This window comes from Phytopseudomonas flavescens, from assembly GCF_900100535.1.
GTDB lineage: Bacteria > Pseudomonadota > Gammaproteobacteria > Pseudomonadales > Pseudomonadaceae > Aquipseudomonas > Aquipseudomonas flavescens.
The window spans coordinates 313644-331876 of record NZ_FNDG01000004.1; the positions used below are offsets into that span (position 1 = coordinate 313644).

The window sequence follows — 18233 nt, forward strand, 5'->3', positions numbered from 1 at the left end:
ATTCGTCTGTTCTGGAGTTGCCTGTATGTCGATTCGCTGCCTGCTGCTGTCCGCTGTTCTGTTGAGTACCGGTACACCGCTATGGGCGGCCGAAAAGGTCGATCTGGACTACAAGGTGAAATTCCTTCCGGAAAGCGATCAGGCCGAAGTCAGCATCAGCCTGGAGAAGGGCGAGCGCGTGCGCAGCCTCAACTTCAACCTGGGCAACGATGGCTATTACAGCGACTTCAAGGCTGACGGCGAGTGGAAGCAGGAAGACGCGCAGCGCGGTCTGTGGGTGCCGGGCAAGGGCAAGACCAGCCTGACCTACAAGGTCCGTATCAGCCACCCTCGTGGGGAGGGCCGTTTCGACGCGCGGATGACCGAGGACTGGGCGCTGTTGCGTGGCGACGACTTGATTCCCCGCGCGATACTCAACCAGGTCGACGGCACGGATCTGGTCGCGCGCCTGGCGTTCGACCTGCCCAAAGGCTGGCGCAGCGTCGAGACCGGCTGGCCGCGCGTGGGCAAGAACAAATTCCGCATCGACAACCCGCAGCGCAAGTTCGATCGCCCCACCGGCTGGATCGTCGCTGGCAAGGTCGGCACGCGGCGCGCCAAGCTCGGTGAAACCCAGGTGACCATCGCCGCGCCGGTGGGTGAGGGCATGCGGCGCATGGATGTCCTGACCCTGCTGACCTTCGTGTGGCCCGAGATGCAGGCGGTGTTCCCGCGTGACCCGGGTAAACTGTTGGTGGTCGGCGCCGGTGATCCGATGTGGCGTGGCGGTCTGTCGGCCCCCAATTCCTATTTCATGCACGCCGACCGCCCGCTGGTCAGCGAAAACGGCACCAGCTCACTGGTACACGAACTGGTGCACGTGTTCAGCCGGATCAGCGACACCGACAAGAGCGACTGGATCAGCGAAGGCCTGGCCGAGTATTACGCCATCGAAGTGATGCGCCGCGCCGGTGGGCTCAGCGAGGATCGCTACCAGAGAGTCCGCGAGCACCTGATCAAGTGGAGCAAGCCGGTCAAGTCACTGCGCAGCGAAAACTCCACCGGGCCGATCACCGCCCGTGCGGTGCTGCTCCTGCAGGAACTCGACCGGGAAATTCGCCAGGCCACCAAGGATGGCCAGCAGCGCTCGCTGGACGACGTGGCTCGCGGCCTGATGCGCCTCGACAAGGCCAGCACCAAGGACTTCATCGAGATCACCGAGAACGTCATGGGCCGCAGCTCCAAGGTGCTGGATACCCGACTGCTGCGCTGATCTTTTACAGCGACATCATCCTCGAGAGCCCTCTTTCGAGTCACCAACGCCCAATCCGGTGCAAGCGCCCAAGCGCCAGGTTGGGCGTTTTCGCATCCAGCCCCCGGCATTGCTGGTGCTCAGCAAGCTATCAATGAAGTCGATCTTTACTATTCCCAGGAACGAGTTTTTGATCAAATTTTCTTGAGTAACATGAGCTCCATACCTACTCACGTCCTTCCAAGGAGCTCAACATGAAAACCGAATTCATTGCCAGCCTGTTCATTGCCACCCTCGCCAGCGCCGCTTTCGCACTGCCGCAAGCACCTGTCGACGCCTCTACTTCGCACTCCGTTGGTGCGCAAAAAGTCGCTGAGGATGGTTACAAGCGTACTGGCGGCAAGATCGCCGAGAGCGGCTTCGAACGCGTCGGCGGCAAGCTGGTCGCTGAAGATGGTTACAAGCGCACTGGCGGCAAGATCGCCGAGAGTGGCTTCGAACGCGTCGGCGGCAAGCTGGTCGCTGAAGATGGTTACAAGCGCACTGGCGGCAAGATCGCCGAGAGCGGCTTCGAACGCGTCGGCGGTAAACTGGTCGCTGAAGACGGTTACGAGCGTACGGGTGGAAAAGCTGCCCAGGCTTTCGAGCATATCGGTGGCGAACTGGTTGCCGAAGATGGCTACAGCCGCACGGGTGGCAAGGCCCAGCCTTGCTGATCAGTCAGCGTCGACACAAAGCCCGGCTCGCTCCGGGCTTTATTTTGTCCGCAGTTTGGCTCAGTACTTGGCGCCGGTCCGAGTGTTGTTGCCTTTGGCCAGGCGGTCATAGAGCACCACGTTGACCGTCGCCGCGAGGTTCATGCAGCCCTGGGTCGGGATGTACACCACCTCTTCGCACCAGTCGCGTACTTTCTTGTCCAGCGAGCCGTCTTCCGGGCCGAAGATATAGAAGGCGCGATCCGGGTGGGTGTAGCTCGGCAATGGCCGGGCACCGTCCACCAGTTCCACGGCTACCGGGGTACACCCCAGGGGAATGACTTTCTGCAGGTCATCGATGCCGATCAGGGGAATGTCCAGGTGCACCCGCTTGGTGTCGGTGACGAAGTCCCGGGCGCGCTCGTAGCGCTTGCCGGTATAGAACACCGAAGCCACGCCATAGCAGCCGGCGGCACGCATCACGGCGCCGACGTTCTCCGCTGACTTGGGGTTGTAGAGACCGATGCAGCTGTATCGTTTGTTGCCCACGGACAGGCCTCGCGCAAAAGGAGCGGCATTATACGGCCTGTTTGGCGCCTAGGGTCTGTTGACGTTTCAACGCGAGCCGCGTTGCCGCGAGAAATCTCGCCAGGCCGGGCGGCGATCCGCTAGGCGGAGGACGCAGGGAATGGTTGTTCCCTTGCCAAGTCCTCCAACAACGCATGGCGAGATTTCTCGCGCAACCCGCAGGGCCGGGCCCGTTTTTGCGCGATGCGGCGTTACTCGATGGCTCATTTGGCCCACCAAACTTCGCATCTCCTGCCTTGCCTCGCGCAAAAACGGGCTACGGCGCGGCCGTGCGTGAAACGTCAACAGCCCCTAGGACTTTTTCTGCAGCAGATCGGCGAGATTGGCAAACGCCTTGTGGGTGGTCTTCGGGCCGGTCTGACTGGCAGTGGAACCTTCGCTGAAATACTGCTGGTCGGTATACCGGGAGTGTTCATTGTCGTGGCAGAACAGGCACAGCAATTCCCAGTTGGAGCCGTCCTGGGGGTTGTTGTCGTGATTGTGGTCACGGTGGTGAACGGTCAGTTCACTGAGGCGCTTGCCCGAGAACTCGCGGGCGCAGCGGCCGCAGACATGCGGGTACATGCGCAGGGCCTTGTCCCGATAGCCTTCTTCGCGGCTGCGCTGGGCATCGGCGAGGATGCGGTCGAGTTTGGACGTAGGCGTGGACGGGCTGCTCATGTTCGCTCCTTGGTGGGTAGCGCTCAGTATAGGGCAGCATCAGTGACTGCCGAGAGGAATCTGTTTGCACTTTCCGGCGTCTCGCCAGCCCAATGCAGCTCGTCCCATCGAACAGTGGAGTTACCCAACATGCGCAAGTCCATCGTGATGCTGATCAGCCTGCTGTCATTCGCCGGCATCGCCCATGCCCAGCAGGAACAGCCGTCTGCCGCCCAGCCCGCGGGTACCGTGCAGAGCCCCGACGTGCCCGATCCATCGGCCGTGGATCCCGACACTCCCCCCGTGATCCGCGACGGCCGTGACAACGACGAGTCGACCGAGGCCGCTGACGACGCCGCGGAGCGTCAACACGAGCAGCAAGACCCGCACAAGAAACACTGAATGCTCAACGCTGGCTGCCGGCCAAGGCAGCCAGCCAGGTATCAGGCCTCGCAGCGCAGGCCGAGTACCTTGAAAAGGAAGGCATATTCCAGCGCGACGTCCCGTAGCGCCTGATAGCGACCGCTCATGCCGCCATGGCCGGCTTCCAGGTCGGTTTTCAGCAGTAGCAGGTTGTCATCGGTCTTCAGTTCGCGCAGGCGTGCCACCCACTTGGCTGCTTCCCAATACTGCACGCGGCTGTCGTTGTAGCCGGCCACCGCGAGAATCGCTGGATATCGCTGCGCCTGCACGTTCTCGTAGGGTGCGTAAGCCTTGATGCGTTCGTGCACCTCGGGCTGGCTGGGGTCGCCCCATTCATCGTATTCGGTGACGGTCAGTGGCAGCTCCGGGTTGAGCATGGTGTTGAGCACATCGACGAAAGGCACTTCGGCGATAGCCGCTGCGAACAGCTCTGGCCGCTGGTTGAGCGTTGCGCCGATCAGCAGGCCGCCTGCGCTGCCGCCACTGATGGCCAGCCGCGACGGGCTGGTGAACCCTTGGGCGATCAGGTGCTCGGCACAGGCGATGAAGTCGCCGAAACTGTTCTGTTTGTGCTCCAGCTTGCCGGCCCGGTACCAGGCTTCGCCCAGTTCACCGCCGCCGCGAACGTGGGCGATGGCGAACACCACGCCGCGATCGAGCAGGCTCAGGCGCGCGTGGGAAAACCACGGGTCGAGGCTTTCGCCATAGGCGCCGTAACCGTACAGGTAGAGCGGAGCGGCCTGGCCCAGGGCATCGCGGCGGGCGACCAGGCTGATCGGTACCCGGGTGCCATCTTCCGCGCTCGCCCACAGCCGCTGGCTGAGATAGGCATCGGCATCGAACTCGCCGAGGACCGGCGTTTCCTTGAGAATCTGCTGGGTGCCATCTGCCAGGTTCAACTGGCGAATCTGCGCGGGACGATTGAGTGCCTCGTAACGCAGGCGGATCACCGGGCTGGCGAATTCCAGGCTGTCCTGCACGTACAGGCTATAGGCGGCATCCGGCAGGCTGACCCGATAAGCGGCCAGCCCTTGCGGGCGTACGTCGATGATCGGCAGGCCGCCTTCGCGCAAGCTGAGTATCAGCGCCGATTCGGCCAGGCTGACACCTTCGAGCATCACCTGTTCGTTGTGCGCCACCAGCTCCTGCCAGTGTTCGCGGGTCGGTCGTTCAGGCGTGGCACTGTACAGCGCGAAATTGATGCCGGCCTGGTTGCTGCGAATCAGCCAGGCCCACTGGCCGTCGAGTTTGCCGTGGTCGGGGTAATACTCATGGCCTTCCTCACGGGGCGCCAGGCACTGGAAGGGTTGCTGCGGCGTGTTCGCGTCCAGCACCCAGCATTCGCTGGTGGTCTTGCTGCCCAGCAGCAGTACCAGCTGGTGTTCCGAGCTGCTGCGGTAGCAGGTGAGAAAGAAACGGCCATCGGGCTCGTGGAACATCTGGGTGCTCTGCGTTTCGCCAAGTCGATAGCGGTGCAGTGTGCTGGGACGGTGGGCATCGTCCAGTTCGCCATAGAACAGGGTTTGGCTGTCGTTGGCCCAAGTCATGCTGCCGTCGCAGTCGTCGAACGGCAGTTCGTCGACGGCGCCACTGCTCAGCTCCTTGACGAACAGGCGATAGATCTCGTCGCCACTGGTGTCCAGGCTATAGGCAAGTCGCTGCTGGTCGGGGCTGATGCTGAAGGCGCCCAGGGACAGAAAACCGCCGGCGGCGATTTCGTTGGGGTCGAGAAGCAGTTGTTCAGCGCTTTCGTCGAGCTGCAGGCCGCCATCCGCGGGGCGAGGGCAGCGATAGTGGCGCGGGTATTCGTCGCCGGCCGTGGTGCGCTGGTAATAGAGGTAGTCACCCCAGGGGGTTGGCAATGACAGGTCGGTCTCGCGGATGCGCGCCTTTATTTCCTGGAACAACCGTTCGCGCAATCCAACCTGATCGCTCAACTGATCTTCCAGGTAGGCGTTCTCGGCACGCAGGTGGCTGAGCACTTCGTCGCTGTCGCGGGCTTCGAGCCAGTGATAGGGATCGGAACCGGGATCCTTGCGAGCGATGGGGGCGGTGGACATGAGGGTCTCCAGGAAGCAGGGCGACGCCATGGGGCTCCTCTAAGAACTGCCTGCGTTGTCATCACTGCATTGGAAACAGGCTCAAACCGCTCGTTCACAACGGGTAAGCTTCGCTTTCACGCCTGCTTTTGCTTCGTGCTGACTGCTTCGCCTACGTTTTTAGAGGCACCCTAAAAAGGCGCCGAACCAGGGAAAAGCCGTTATCATAAGCGCCTTTGTCGCCCGGCAGTCGCCGAAAAATGCGGATTCGCCCGTTCGAGTCCAGCAAAGCAAGGGAACCGTCCCCCTCATGATCGAAAATGACTATCTTCTCGCCTGGGGTGCTTATGCCATCGCGGCACTGGGCTGCCTGCTGGTGTGGCTCCGGATCACCAGCTGGATGTGGCGCTACGTGCGCGAACCGCTGCGCGTGCTGGCGGCGATCCTGCTGTTCTGTCCGACCATCGTCGATCCGGCCAAGGAACTGTTCGCGCCTGCAGTGGCCATCGTTGCCCTCGATCTGATCTTCAAAGTCGGCAGCAACGCCTGGCGCGCCGTGGCTGATCTGGCCATGTACGGACTCATCGTGTTCGCCATCTATCTGCTGTTCGTGGCCATTCGTTGGCCGTTCCTGCGCAGCGCCAGGGCCCGCAAGGGCGCACGCGAAGAGGAGCAGGGCGACGACAGTGATCTGACCCTGCGCGAACGCCTGCAGCAGGAGCCGGAGCCGAAGTACACCGCGCCACGCAGTACCCGTAGCGCTCGTGTCGAGCCGCGGTTGTAAGCCGGATCAATCGAGAACCCGATCATGTGTGAACTGCTCGGCATGAGCGCCAACGTCCCCACCGATATCGTCTTCAGCTTTACCGGGCTGATGCAGCGTGGCGGGCGTACCGGGCCGCATCGCGATGGCTGGGGCATCGGTTTCTACGAAGGCCGGGGCCTGCGCCTTTTTCAGGACCCTCGAGCGAGCAGCGAGTCGGAAGTGGCGCAGCTGGTGCAGCGCTATCCGATCAAGAGCGAAGTGGTGATCGGCCATATTCGCCAGGCCAATGTCGGGCGCGTCTGTCTGGCCAATACCCATCCTTTCGTGCGTGAACTGTGGGGGCGCAACTGGTGCTTCGCCCATAACGGCCAATTGGCTGATTTTCGCCCGGCCCTGAGTTTCTATCGTGCCATCGGCGATACGGACAGTGAATCGGCCTTTTGCGATCTGCTCAACCGCATCCGCACGGCGTTTCCAGAGGCGGTTCCCATCGAGGTGCTGTTACCTGAACTTGTCGCTGCCTGTGCGGCCTATCGTCAGCATGGCGTGTTCAACTGCCTGCTCAGCGACGGTGACTGGTTGTTCAGCTTCTGCTCCAGCAAGCTGGCACATATCACCCGGCGTGCGCCCTTCGGGCCTGCGCACCTGCGCGATGCCGACATGAGCGTGGATTTCCATGCCGAGACCACGCCCAATGACGTGGTTTCGGTACTGGCCACCGAGCCGCTGACCGACAATGAGCAGTGGTCGCTGTACCAACCGGGCGAATGGCGCCTGTGGCGCGCGGGCGAATGCATCGCCCAGGGCCTGAGCAACTGACGAGCGTCCCGCGTGGCGGGGCTGCGGGGGATTAATGTTAAGAAGTTACCTGCGTCTGGCGTTGTTCGCCCTGGGCCTGTTGCTGGGCGTTCAGGTGCCGGGCTTCATCGATGATTATGCCAAGCGTGTCGAAGCCCACCGCCTGGAATCCGAACAGAGCCTGAGCGGTTTCCGCGATACTGCCCGGCGCTTCTTCGATGGCGATCTGCAGCGGCTGGTCGGCCATTATCGTGGCAGTAGCGACCCGGTGATGCAGAGCGACGCGCGCAGCGTGGGCCTGCTGGTCGAACGCTCCGAACTGCTGCAGCGCGAATCCCTGGCCATGCAGGGGCCCTGGTATCGCCAGGTGTGGCACCTGGCGACCGCTGCTGACGAGCAACTGCTGCAGGAAACCCACGCGGCCTATCGCTATCAGGTGCTGCTGGCGCCCGAGGCGATCGCCTGGGGTATCGCCTGCGCGCTGTTCCTCGCCTGGGTGGCGGAAAGCATCCTGCTGTTGCTGGCCCTGCCGTTCCGGCGCCGTGACCGTCGCGTGGTACCCGAGCGTCAACAACCGCGCATGCGCTAAGAGCCAATGGCGTAGGGTTGAGCGAAACGATACCCTGGCCGCTATTTTCCCGGCTGTCGCTGTGCTCGACCCGGGCTACAGGCGCCCAGCTACTTGGCCAGAACGCGCATTCCATCCTCTAACCCCTGCAGGGTCAGCGGGAACATCTGGCCGTTGATCAGCTCGCGGATGATGCCGGTCGAGGTGGTGTAATCCCAGGTCTGGCGCGGGTAGGGGTTGATCCAGATGAGCTTCTTGTAGGTTTCCATGAAGCGCTGCAGCCAGACATAGCCCGCTTCCTCGTTCCAGTGCTCGACGCTGCCGCCTGGATGGGTGATTTCATAGGGCGCCATGGCGGCGTCGCCGATGAACACTACCTTGTAGTCACCGCCGTACTTGTGCAGCAGATCATGGGTGGAAAGACGCTCGGCGTTGCGCCGCAGGTTGTTCTTCCACACCGTTTCGTACACGCAGTTATGGAAGTAGAAATACTCCATGTGCTTGAACTCGGTGCGGCAGGCCGAGAACAGCTCTTCGCAGACCTTGACGTGGGCATCCATGGAGCCGCCGATGTCGAACAGCAGGAGCAGCTTGACCGTGTTGCGACGCTCCGGGCGCATCTGGATGTTCAGCAGACCACCGTCCCGGGCCGTGTGGTCGATGGTGCCGTCGAGGTCCAGTTCGTCCTGGGCACCCTGGCGGGCGAACTTGCGCAGGCGGCGCAGGGCCACCTTGATATTGCGCGTGCCGATCTCCACCGAATCGTCGAGATTCTTGTACTCGCGCTGATCCCAGACCTTGACGGCCTTGCCCTGGCGCTCACCCGCATCACCGACGCGGATGCCTTCGGGGTGGTAGCCGCCCGAGCCGAAGGGGCTAGTGCCGCCGGTACCGATCCACTTGTTGCCGCCGGCATGGCGTTCCTTCTGTTCCTCCAGGCGTTTCTTGAATTCCTCGATCAACTTGTCGAGGCCGCCCAGGGACTGGATCTGCGCGCGTTCTTCGGCGCTCAGGGAACGTTCGAACTCCTTGCGCAGCCACTCCTCGGGGATCAGCGCCTCCAGGTGCTGATCGAGACTCTGCAGGCCGTCGAAATAGGCGGAGAAGGCACGGTCGAATTTGTCGAAATGGCGCTCGTCCTTCACCAGGATGGCGCGCGACAGGTAGTAGAATTCGTCCATGTCGGCGAACACCACCTTGTGCTTGAGTGCGTCGATCAGGTCGAGCAGTTCGCGCAGGGACACCGGCACCCTGGCGGCGCGCATTTCAGTGAACAGGTTGAGCAGCATCGGCATGCCCTCAGTGGCGGTCGTCGACGGGCAAGCCGTCGTCGATGCGGTACCAGCCCGCCTTGGAACGGACGTAGATGTGTTTCTGCTCGACATGCTCCAAGGGGGTGTCCAGGGTACCGAGGGCGACCGAGATCCAATCGCGGTCAGGCTGCTCGGCGAACCATTGCAGATTCGAACCGCAGCGCTGGCAGAAGGTCCGGCCCACGCCTGGCGATGAATTGAAGGTGCTGACCGATTGCTCTCCGTGGGTAAAGCGAAAATGCTCGCGTCGCACGGTGCCGTAAGTGGCGAACGCTGCACCATGGCCCTTGCGGCACTGGCTGCAATGACAATGGTTGGCCGATTCAATTGGCGCGTCGATCTGGTATTTGACCGTGCCACACAAGCAGCTGCCGCTATGCATCTGGTTCATCCTCGTTATTCAACGTAGCTTGGATTTCCAATGCCATTGCCCCTTTGCTTATGCCGGTTCCTCGCAGATGTCGAGACGTGCTGGTTTGTGCGCTGACGTCGAGCCAAATGACTTTTGCTGAGTCATCCAGAGCGCTGTGATCTTCGTTGGTCGACAAGTCAAACTCGATGAAGCGATGTTCTTGAGTCAACAACATTCCGCTAACCCAATAACCGCCATAGATATTGGCGTCCAGCTCCATGATGATCGATCTATCCCAGTCTATCGCTTGGCCTAATGCGTATTGCCGCAGGGCAAGCGGAATCCTGTCTGGATTGTCACGATAAAAGGTGGCCGCTCGCAGCAGTGCTTCCTGTCTCAGTAGCGTCTGTTCCTGGACGTTCTTCTGACGCTTACGACGTACTCGTTCGATATCCATTCTGATATCAGCGATTACCGCGGCGTGCCATGAAGGCCAGGCGCTCGAGCAACTGCACGTCCTGCTCGTTCTTCACCAGCGCGCCGGCCAGGGGAGGGATGGCCTTGGTCGGGTCGCGCTCGCGCAGCACCGCCTCGCCGATGTTGTCGGCCATCAGCAGCTTGAGCCAGTCCACCAGTTCGCTGGTCGAGGGCTTCTTCTTCAGCCCCGGCACTTTGCGCACGTCGAAGAACACGTCGAGGGCTTCGGCCACCAGGCTGTTGCTGATGCCGGGGTAATGCACGTCGACGATCTTCTGCAGGGTCTGACGGTCCGGAAAGGCGATGTAGTGGAAGAAGCAGCGGCGCAGGAAGGCGTCCGGCAATTCCTTTTCGTTATTCGAGGTAATGATGATGATCGGTCGTTGCCTGGCCTTGATCGTCTCGTCGGTCTCGTAAACGTAGAACTCCATCTTGTCGAGTTCCTGCAACAGGTCGTTGGGAAACTCGATGTCGGCCTTGTCGATCTCGTCGATCAGCAGCACCACGCGTTCCTCGGCCTCGAAGGCCTCCCACAGCTTGCCTTTCTTGATGTAGTGGCGAACGTCGTGAACCTTCTCGGAACTCAACTGCGAGTCGCGCAGGCGACTCACCGCATCGTATTCGTAAAGGCCTTGGTGAGCCTTGGTGGTGGACTTGATGTGCCAGGTGATCAGCCGGGTACCGAAGGACTCGGCCAGTTGCTCGGCGAGCAGGGTCTTGCCGGTGCCGGGCTCGCCTTTGACCAGCAATGGCCGTTGCAGGGTGATGGCCGCATTGACCGCCAGTTTGAGGTCGTCGGTGGCGACATAGGACGGTGTGCCTGCGAACTTCATCGGATGATCCTCGTGCGTCGACGCCGGCCAGGGGCAGGGCGTGTATCAAAGGGCAGACTATAGCGTGATGGGCTTGCCACTGTGAACGCAGCGCGTCCATTCAGTCATTGAATGGACGCGCTCATTGTTCCTTCGTGGCGCCGCGCTCGAAACCGCTGTTGAAGGCTTGGATGAAACCGTTGCGCAGGATACCGATGAATGCCTGGAAAGCGCTGATATCCTGCTGGCGCGTGCTGCCGCGAAGTTCCACGCGGGTGGCGATCTGATCCTGCCGCTGGTTTTTCAGGACTTTCTCGCCGCCGCCGACCAGCGCTTCCCAGATCGCGCGAAAGAAGCCCTTGTTCTGGTTCTCGACATCCTGTTGCCAGTCGAACACTTCGACGTTGCGCAGCAGCGGCTTGATGTAGCCGCTCAGTTGGGAGTCTTCGGCGAAGGCTTCGACCACCAGATCACCGTTGCCACTCTTGAAATCGAATTTGCCATAGGCATTGGCCAGGTCGTTGAGGCGTGGCAGTTCGATGCCGGTAGCGCGTACGCGGAACTCGAAGTCCTGGAAGTTGTGGAAGGGGTCGAATACTGCGCTGGCTTCCAGCGGGGCATGGTCGAGCAACTGCGCCTTGCCCTCGAAGCGCGCGACTCGGTCGCCTTGTTCGTCGGCCACGTTGGTGAGGTTGTACAGGCTGGCGTGGATGGCGTTCGCCTGAAGTTTCACGGGAGGCGAGGCATTGAAGTTGTAGAAGCCCAGGGTGCCATCGTTGATCCGCACCTCGTTGAGGGTGATCGGCAGCAGCTTGTTCAACTGCTCGCGCCAGTCGACGCCCTCACCGGTCTGGGCGTCGGCCCGGTTCTCGCTGTCGACGAAATTCACCTCGGGGCCGTCGAACACGACCTCGGCGACCACCGCCTGCTCGCGCCAGAGCGCATTCCAGCTCACCGAAATATGGATCCGTGGTACCGCCACGAAGGGAACCGGCACGTCGCGCTCGGCCTTGACGATACGCAGGCCGTTGATGCGGTAGCCGCCACGCCACAGGGCCAGGTCGACATCCTCCACATGGCCGCGGTAGTCGCCCATGTCGGCGAGCTTGCCGTTCAGGTAATCGCGCACCACATAGGGCAGGGCGAGGTGCGCGAGCAGCACCAGTGCGAGCAGGCCCAGGCAGATCCACAGGGGCAGGCTATAGCGGCGTTTCATCGGATGCATCCGTGTAGGCGTTGTCTGGGTGGACTGCAATCGTGTCCGCAGAGTTCGACCTTCCGGACGCTGGACGCCTGCGCGCTTCACGCATAGGCTGGTCAGCTCAGCCACGACAAGGAACCGGTACACCATGAGCCGTATATACGCAGATAACGCACAGGCTATCGGCAACACACCGCTGGTGATGATCAACCGCCTCGGGCCCAAGGGCGTGACCATCCTGGCCAAGATCGAGGGGCGCAATCCTGCCTATTCGGTGAAGTGCCGCATCGGTGCCAACATGGTCTGGGACGCCGAGTCCCGCGGCGTGCTAAAGCCGGGCATGACCCTGGTCGAGCCGACATCGGGCAACACCGGTATCGGCCTGGCTTTCGTCGCCGCTGCCCGTGGTTACAAACTGGTACTGACCATGCCGGCGTCCATGAGCCTGGAGCGTCGCAAGGTGCTCAAGGCACTGGGGGCCGAGCTGGTACTCACCGAGCCGGCCAAGGGCATGAAGGGGGCGATTGACAAGGCGGCTGAAATCGCTGCTTCCGATACCGGCAAATACTTCATGCCACAGCAGTTCGAAAACCCGGCCAACCCGGCGATCCACGAGAAAACCACCGGCCCGGAGATCTGGAACGACACCGAAGGGGCGGTGGACGTGCTGGTGTCGGGGGTGGGTACCGGAGGTACCATCACCGGTATCTCGCGCTACATCAAGCAGACCCAGGGCAAGTCGATCCTGTCCATTGCGGTGGAGCCGGTATCCTCGCCGGTGATCAGCCAGACCCTGGCCGGCGACGAGGTCAAGCCCAACCCCCACAAGATCCAGGGCATCGGTGCAGGCTTCGTGCCGAAGAACCTCGACCTGTCGCTGGTCGACCGGGTCGAGCAGGTCACCGACGAGGATGCCAAGGCCATGGCCCTGCGACTGATGCGCGACGAAGGCATTCTCTGCGGTATTTCCTGCGGTGCGGCGATGGCGGTGGCGGTGCGTCTGGCCGAGAAACCGGAGATGCAGGGCAAGACCATCGTGGTGATCCTGCCGGACTCCGGCGAGCGCTACCTGTCGAGCATGCTGTTCGCCGACCTGTTCACCGAGCAGGAATTGCAGCAGTAGGGTACGCCTGTCGCACGGCGCGAGCAGGGCGCTCCTGGCGTTTCACCTGGCAACACCTTCAGGGACGCTCTGCGTACTTGCATCGGGTGTGAAACGTACTGGCCTGGGCGCCCCGTTGGGGCCTGGGGGGCATCAACGGCCTTTCGCAGGGTGGGCGACGCTTCACCTACGCGGCCTGATCCACCCTTACGGAGTGGGCAACGGTGTCTATACCGTCATTTTTTTTGCAGGGCGAACCACCAGCCACAAGGCGATGGCGATGAGTACACCGCCGTACAGGTGGGCCCAGGATAACGGCTCGTCGAGCAGCAACGCCCCCCATAGCACGCCGAAGATGGGGATCAGAAAGGTGGTGGTCGAGGCCCTGATCGGGCCAATGTCGTTGAGCAGTCGGAAGTACAGCACATAGGCGAAGGCTGTGCAGCCCAGTCCAAGCGCCAGCAGTGACGACCACTCCAGCCAGCCTCCCCAGCTGGGCGGCGGCTGTATGGCCAATGAGCCGCCGAACAGCGGTAGCAGAAACAGGCTGGCGCCGCACAGGCTGCCAAACGCGGTGAGCCGATTGTCCAGGCCACCGGCTATCCAGCGGCGGGTGAGAAAACCGGCCAGGCCGTAACAGGCCGTCGCCACCAGGCAGGCGACGGCGCCGAGCAGCAATTGGATATCCACCTCGACCGGCCCGCTGCGGGTCAGCACGGCGACCCCAAACAGGCCAAGCGCCACACCGGCGGCGCGCGTCGCCGTCAGCGCCTCGGCGAACAGCAGGGCGCCGATCAGTACGCCCATCATCGGTGTGGTGGCGTTGATGATCGCCGAGTAGCCGGCGGGCAATACCAGAGCCGCCAGGCTGTACATGGCCGACGGCAGCCCCGCGTTGATCACCCCGAGCAGTAGGCACAGGCCCAGCTTGCCGCGAAAGTCCCACTTCACGCGCATCAACAGCAGGATCCCCAGCAGGCCGAGCACGGCGATCGCGGCGCGGAAAAAGGCTGTCGGCATGCTGCCGATCACCGGGGCCACCACACGCAGGAACAGGAAGCTCGCCCCCCAGATCGCGGCGAGCAGCAGAAGGCGCAGCATGTCGGCAGGACGCAAGGCAAACTCCAGTCTCGGGTGCAAGCCGGCAGTCTTGCTGGATGATGCCCGCAAGGCAAGCTCGGAATTGGCTCTCAAAACCGAGCCGTGTCTGTTTTCGTGCAGAGCTACCCTGTCATCGAGCAGGCGCTCTGGCTGGCGGGTCGCGCCCAAGGCCGCAAGCAACCATAATGGCGCCGCGCAGACATCGGCTATTCGCCCGGCTGCGCCGTGCTGCACGACCGCGGCTATCCGGCCGGCCGAGGCCGATACGCTATGCCGAAGAAAAGGATTACCACCATGAGCTGTAACTCGCCCCCGCGACTGTCCTGCCTGGCCAAGGCCATCCTGCTGTGCGGTTGCGCGGCTGCCGGTACCTCGCAGGCAGACCAGCCTGCCAGCGAGCTGGTGCTCGAGCCCAGTGTGGTGACCGGTTCGCGTAGCGCGATGCCTGGTTTCGACCTGCCATTCTCGGTAGACGGCATCGACCGCGAGCAGATCAGCGACGGTCAGTTGGGCATCAATGCCTCCGAAGTGCTGACGCGGGTGCCGGGCCTGGTGGTGCAGAACCGGCAGAACTACGCCCAGGACCTGCAGATATCATCCCGTGGTTTCGGCGCGCGCTCGGCTTTCGGTGTGCGCGGGCTGAAGCTGATCACCGATGGCATCCCGGCCAGCACCCCGGACGGCCAGGGGCAGGCGGCGACCTTCAATCTGGATACCGCTGAACGTATCGAAGTGCTGCGTGGCCCGGCCTCGACGCTGTATGGCAGCAATGCCGGCGGGGTGATCCAGCTGTTTTCCCGCGACGGCGTCGGCCGGCCGCGCATCGGTGCCGAGACCCTGATCGGCAGCGACGGCATGGCCCGCAACCACCTTACCGCCGAAGGCGAGGCGGATGGCGTGGGCTTCGTGCTCGATGCCTCGCGGATGGACACCGATGGTTACCGCGACCACAGTTCGGCGCGCCGTGATCAGACCTTCGCCAAGCTCAATTTCAAACCGGATGAAGACAGCAAGCTGGCGTTGATCTACAGCAGCCTGGAGCAAAATGGTACGCAGGATCCGTTGGGGCAGACATGGGAGGCTTACAAGGCCAATCCACGCTCGGTGGCGGTCAATGCGCTGAGCTTCAATACCCGCAAAAGCATCGACCACCAGCAACTGGGCGGCAACTATGAGCGCTATTTTGGTGATGCAACTTTGCAGGCCACGGCCTATGCCGGGAAACGCAGCGTCATTCAATATCTTGCAATCCCGCGTGATCCTCAGCAGAACAATGCGAGTCATAGCGGCGGGGTTGTGGATTTCGACCGTGAGTTTCATGGCGGCAGTGTTCGCTGGCTGCAACCGGTGGATGAGGTGGCGGGTGATCTGCGGCTGGTGTTCGGCCTGGATTATGATCAGAGCCGTGACGATCGTCGCGGTTACGAGAACTTCTCTGGCTCTCGGGTAGGCGTCAAAGGCGCGTTACGCCGCGACGAAGTCGACACCATCACCAGCCTGGATCCCTACGCTCAGGCGACCTGGACACTGGGCAACTGGACGCTGCAGGGCGGCCTGCGCTACAGCACCGTGGAGGTGGACGTCGATGATAAGTACATCGTTGTCGGAAACGCTGATGACAGCGGTACCAGGCGCTACGAAAAGGCCACACCCTCGGTCAGCCTGGGTTATGCCTTCACGCCAGACCTGAATGGCTATATCAGTGCGGGTAAGGGCTTTGAAACACCGACTCAAGGGGAACTGGCTTATTCCCTTAATGATGCGGGGTTTAACTTTGGATTGGAGCCTTCTGAAAGTACTCAATACGAGATTGGCATCAAGGCACGCATTGCCGAGGTAACTCGCATTAATGCTGCGATCTTTCAAATCAATACAGAGGATGAGATCACTGTCTTACAGAATCGATTTGGCCGCACCAGCTACCAGAACGCCGGCAAGACCCTGCGCCGCGGTTTCGAGCTGGGTGTTGAGAGCCAGTTCAATGAGCAGTGGTCGGCAGCACTGGCCTATACCTACCTGGCGGCGACTTATGATTCGCGCTTCGTCGCAGGCAATAACACCATCGACAAGGGCAACAACCTACCTGGCGTACCGCGTACCACACTGTTCGGCGAAGTGGCCTGGAAACCGGTCGATGGCATCAGCACCGCTCTGGAAGGCCTGTATCGCAGTAAAGTGTACGTCGAGGACACCAACAGCCAGAAGGCTGCGCCGGGTTATGCGGTCTTCAACTGGCGTACCCGCTTCGAGCAGAACCTCGGTACCTGGAAGACCCACCAGACCTTGCGCCTGGATAACCTGCTGGATAAGCAATATGTCGGCTCGGTGATCGTCGGCGATGGCAACGACCGCTATTACGAAGCGGCGCCGGGCCGTTCCTGGTACGCAGGGGCGGGCGTCGAGTATCAGTTCTGATAAAACCGAGTGGCAGCGTGGGCCCCTGTTGTCAGCAGTGGCAAAGCGACAGTCGGTAGCGCTTTGCAACGGTTGGAGGCCTGTTGCATCTCCCCGGGTGCGATGGTTTCGGCTACTCTCAAGCCAAGCGGTCACCATAACCGCGTGCAGTCGAGGATATACCTTATGAAAGCCTGGTTCGAAAAACTTGCCGCACAGCTCAATGCTCTGTTCGCGCCGCGCATGCAGCCGATTCCGATTCGCAGTGACGAGCAGCGCCGCCTGGCTGCTGAGCGCCAGCGCCGCCGCTGAGTATCGCTGCGTCATTGATCTTGAAGCGCCGCCAGCGGCGCTTCGATGTCCACGCCTGTATCCCCGCCCAGGGACTGATACAGGGTGACTGCATTCAGCAGTTGGTTCAGACGATTTTCCGCCAGGGTGATCTGCGCCGTCCTCCGCGTGTCCTGTGCGCTCAGCCAGGATTGCAGGTCCACAGACCCCGATTCATAACGAATGCGATAGATCCGCTCGGCCTCGCTGGCTGCGTCCAGGGCGCGGCGGCGCATCCCTTGCTGCTCGGCGTAATGGCGCCGACCCGCCAGCCCGTTCTCCACATCGGCCAATGCCTGATAGAGGCTCTGCCGGAAGTCGGTCACCGCCAACTCGTAATCGGTTTTCGAGACGGCGACGTTGAGCTTCATCTGATTCCACTGCAAGAACGGCAGGGTCAGACTGGCGCCCAAGGCACCGACCGGATTTTGCAGCAGATTGCCCAGCGCCGAACTGGAGTAACCCAAAGTGCCGGTCAGGCTCAGATCCGGGTAATAGCTCGCGCGGATGGCATCCACCGATTTCAGGCTACTGCGCAGGCGCAGCTCGGCGGCGCGCAGATCCGGGCGGCGAGCCAGCAGGCTGGCCGGCAAGTCGGCACCCACAGCAGGCAGTACGCTGCCTTGCAGGCTCTGCAGTTCGCTCAGGTTCGCAGGGCCGGCACTGTCGAACAAAACGGCCAGGGCGTTGCGCTGCTCGACCCGCTGCTGGCGCAGATCCACTTCACTGGCCAACTGGGTTTCCAGGCTCTGCCGCGCCTCGGCCAGTTCCAGGGCCGACGCCTGGCCGGCATCGTATTGCACCTGAACCAACTGCAGGGTCTGCCGTGCGTAATCGATGCTCGCAGCGCTGGCCGCCAGGCGCTCGTTAAGATAGCCGATCTGCCAGTACAGGCTGGCCACCGTGCCCGCCAGTGACAGGCGGATGGCGGCGTAATCCTGTTCGGTCGCCAGGGCTTCGAGCTCGGCTGCATCGGTGGCGCTGCCCAGGCGGTTCCACAGATCGGCCTCCCAGCTCGCCGATCCGGTCAGCGAATAGCTGTGAGCGGTGTTGCCCTCGCCACGCAGGGCGCGGGTACGGTCAGCGCTCAGGCCGCTGCTGAGCTGGGGAAGCTGCCCGTCGCGGGTAAGGCCGGCCTGCAGCCTTGCGCGGCCTACGTTGAGCAGGGCCGTACCGATATCGTTGTTGCGGGCCAGTGCGGTATCGATCAGCCGGTCCAGCTCGGGGTCGGAGAACGCTTTCCACCAGGCCTGGTCGCTGCTGGCCTGCTGCTCGCCGGACTGCTGCCAGCTCGCGGGAAGGTTCAGCGCCGGGCGCTGGTAGGGCGTGGAGAGCAACGAGCTGCAGCCGCCCAGAGCAAGGGCGACCAGCAGTGACAGAGGTTTCAGGTAGTGGCTGGGCATG

The 18233-nt window shown here is 62.2% G+C and carries 19 protein-coding genes; 9 read left to right on the top strand and 10 right to left on the bottom strand.

Annotated elements, in window-relative coordinates; translation table 11 throughout:
• The first annotated feature begins 25 nt into the window (after window positions 1–25).
• The gene (locus BLR94_RS07540) at window positions 26–1252 is read left to right on the top strand and encodes a hypothetical protein (RefSeq protein ID WP_084304134.1); all 1227 of its coding nucleotides are present in this window, start codon (window positions 26–28) and stop codon (window positions 1250–1252) included.
• Window positions 1253–1485: 233 nt separating this feature from the next.
• Window positions 1486–1947, top strand: coding sequence for a hypothetical protein (locus tag BLR94_RS07545; RefSeq protein ID WP_084304135.1), 462 nt, complete (start codon window positions 1486–1488; stop codon window positions 1945–1947).
• 60 nt (window positions 1948–2007) lie between these two features.
• Here BLR94_RS07545 and BLR94_RS07550 read toward each other — a convergent pair whose 3' ends face one another.
• Both BLR94_RS07550 and BLR94_RS07555 read right to left on the bottom strand, forming a co-directional pair.
• Entirely contained in the window at window positions 2008–2475 is a 468-nt protein-coding gene (locus tag BLR94_RS07550; protein WP_084304136.1) for an RNA methyltransferase, read from the bottom strand.
• 330 nt (window positions 2476–2805) lie between these two features.
• A complete protein-coding gene (locus tag BLR94_RS07555) occupies window positions 2806–3174 on the bottom strand; it encodes a YajD family HNH nuclease (RefSeq protein WP_084304137.1) in 369 nt (122 codons plus the stop codon).
• 129 nt (window positions 3175–3303) lie between these two features.
• On the opposite strand from BLR94_RS07555, the gene BLR94_RS07560 reads away from it, so the two are divergent.
• Window positions 3304–3555 (top strand): hypothetical protein, encoded by a 252-nt coding sequence (locus BLR94_RS07560; protein WP_084304138.1) that lies wholly within the window; start codon window positions 3304–3306, stop codon window positions 3553–3555.
• A gap of 41 nt (window positions 3556–3596) precedes the next feature.
• Here the strand turns inward: BLR94_RS07560 and BLR94_RS07565 are convergent, their stop codons facing one another.
• Entirely contained in the window at window positions 3597–5636 is a 2040-nt protein-coding gene (locus BLR94_RS07565; protein WP_084304192.1) for a S9 family peptidase, read from the bottom strand.
• A 289-nt stretch (window positions 5637–5925) separates the two neighbouring features.
• Here BLR94_RS07565 and BLR94_RS07570 point away from each other — a divergent pair, with 289 nt between their 5' ends.
• From BLR94_RS07570 to BLR94_RS07580, 3 genes are read left to right on the top strand one after another with little or no spacing between them, the layout of a single operon-like run.
• Entirely contained in the window at window positions 5926–6399 is a 474-nt protein-coding gene (locus BLR94_RS07570) for an MFS transporter (protein ID WP_084304139.1), read from the top strand.
• Between the two features lie 24 nt (window positions 6400–6423).
• Window positions 6424–7200 carry a class II glutamine amidotransferase gene (locus BLR94_RS07575; RefSeq protein ID WP_042555763.1) on the top strand — a complete coding sequence of 259 codons (777 nt, stop codon included), beginning with the start codon at window positions 6424–6426 and terminating at the stop codon, window positions 7198–7200.
• Between the two features lie 34 nt (window positions 7201–7234).
• Window positions 7235–7768 carry a DUF2937 family protein gene (locus BLR94_RS07580; protein WP_084304140.1) on the top strand — a complete coding sequence of 178 codons (534 nt, stop codon included), beginning with the start codon at window positions 7235–7237 and terminating at the stop codon, window positions 7766–7768.
• A gap of 89 nt (window positions 7769–7857) precedes the next feature.
• Here the strand turns inward: BLR94_RS07580 and BLR94_RS07585 are convergent, their stop codons facing one another.
• The 5 genes from BLR94_RS07585 to BLR94_RS07605 form a co-directional block, all read right to left on the bottom strand.
• The gene (locus BLR94_RS07585; RefSeq protein ID WP_084304141.1) at window positions 7858–9036 is read right to left on the bottom strand and encodes a vWA domain-containing protein; all 1179 of its coding nucleotides are present in this window, start codon (window positions 9034–9036) and stop codon (window positions 7858–7860) included.
• Window positions 9037–9046: 10 nt separating this feature from the next.
• On the bottom strand, window positions 9047–9442 hold the full coding sequence (locus BLR94_RS07590) for a GFA family protein (RefSeq protein WP_084304142.1): 396 nt from the start codon (window positions 9440–9442) through the stop codon (window positions 9047–9049).
• On the bottom strand, window positions 9435–9869 hold the full coding sequence (locus BLR94_RS07595) for a hypothetical protein (protein WP_084304143.1): 435 nt from the start codon (window positions 9867–9869) through the stop codon (window positions 9435–9437). Before BLR94_RS07595 ends, BLR94_RS07590 begins: the two co-directional genes overlap by 8 nt.
• A 7-nt stretch (window positions 9870–9876) precedes the next feature.
• Window positions 9877–10722, bottom strand: a complete 846-nt coding sequence (locus BLR94_RS07600; protein ID WP_084304144.1) for an AAA family ATPase — start codon at window positions 10720–10722, stop codon at window positions 9877–9879.
• 121 nt (window positions 10723–10843) lie between these two features.
• The gene (locus tag BLR94_RS07605) at window positions 10844–11926 is read right to left on the bottom strand and encodes a DUF748 domain-containing protein (protein WP_478212337.1); all 1083 of its coding nucleotides are present in this window, start codon (window positions 11924–11926) and stop codon (window positions 10844–10846) included.
• 124 nt (window positions 11927–12050) lie between these two features.
• On the opposite strand from BLR94_RS07605, the gene cysK reads away from it, so the two are divergent.
• Complete coding sequence (gene cysK, locus BLR94_RS07610; RefSeq protein ID WP_084304146.1) at window positions 12051–13025, top strand: cysteine synthase A; 975 nt, start codon at window positions 12051–12053, stop codon at window positions 13023–13025.
• Between the two features lie 207 nt (window positions 13026–13232).
• On the opposite strand, the gene BLR94_RS07615 is transcribed toward cysK, so the two are convergent.
• A complete protein-coding gene (locus tag BLR94_RS07615) occupies window positions 13233–14120 on the bottom strand; it encodes a DMT family transporter (RefSeq protein ID WP_084304147.1) in 888 nt (295 codons plus the stop codon).
• A 279-nt stretch (window positions 14121–14399) separates the two neighbouring features.
• On the opposite strand from BLR94_RS07615, the gene BLR94_RS07620 reads away from it, so the two are divergent.
• Together BLR94_RS07620 and BLR94_RS28160 are read left to right on the top strand one after the other, a co-directional pair.
• Complete coding sequence (locus BLR94_RS07620; RefSeq protein WP_084304148.1) at window positions 14400–16520, top strand: TonB-dependent receptor family protein; 2121 nt, start codon at window positions 14400–14402, stop codon at window positions 16518–16520.
• Between the two features lie 165 nt (window positions 16521–16685).
• On the top strand, window positions 16686–16811 hold the full coding sequence (locus BLR94_RS28160) for a PA1414 family protein (RefSeq protein ID WP_279615846.1): 126 nt from the start codon (window positions 16686–16688) through the stop codon (window positions 16809–16811).
• 11 nt (window positions 16812–16822) lie between these two features.
• On the opposite strand, the gene BLR94_RS07625 is transcribed toward BLR94_RS28160, so the two are convergent.
• Window positions 16823–18232: an efflux transporter outer membrane subunit gene (locus BLR94_RS07625; RefSeq protein WP_175154215.1), complete on the bottom strand. Its 1410-nt coding sequence runs from the start codon at window positions 18230–18232 to the stop codon at window positions 16823–16825.
• Window position 18233 lies beyond the last annotated feature (1 nt).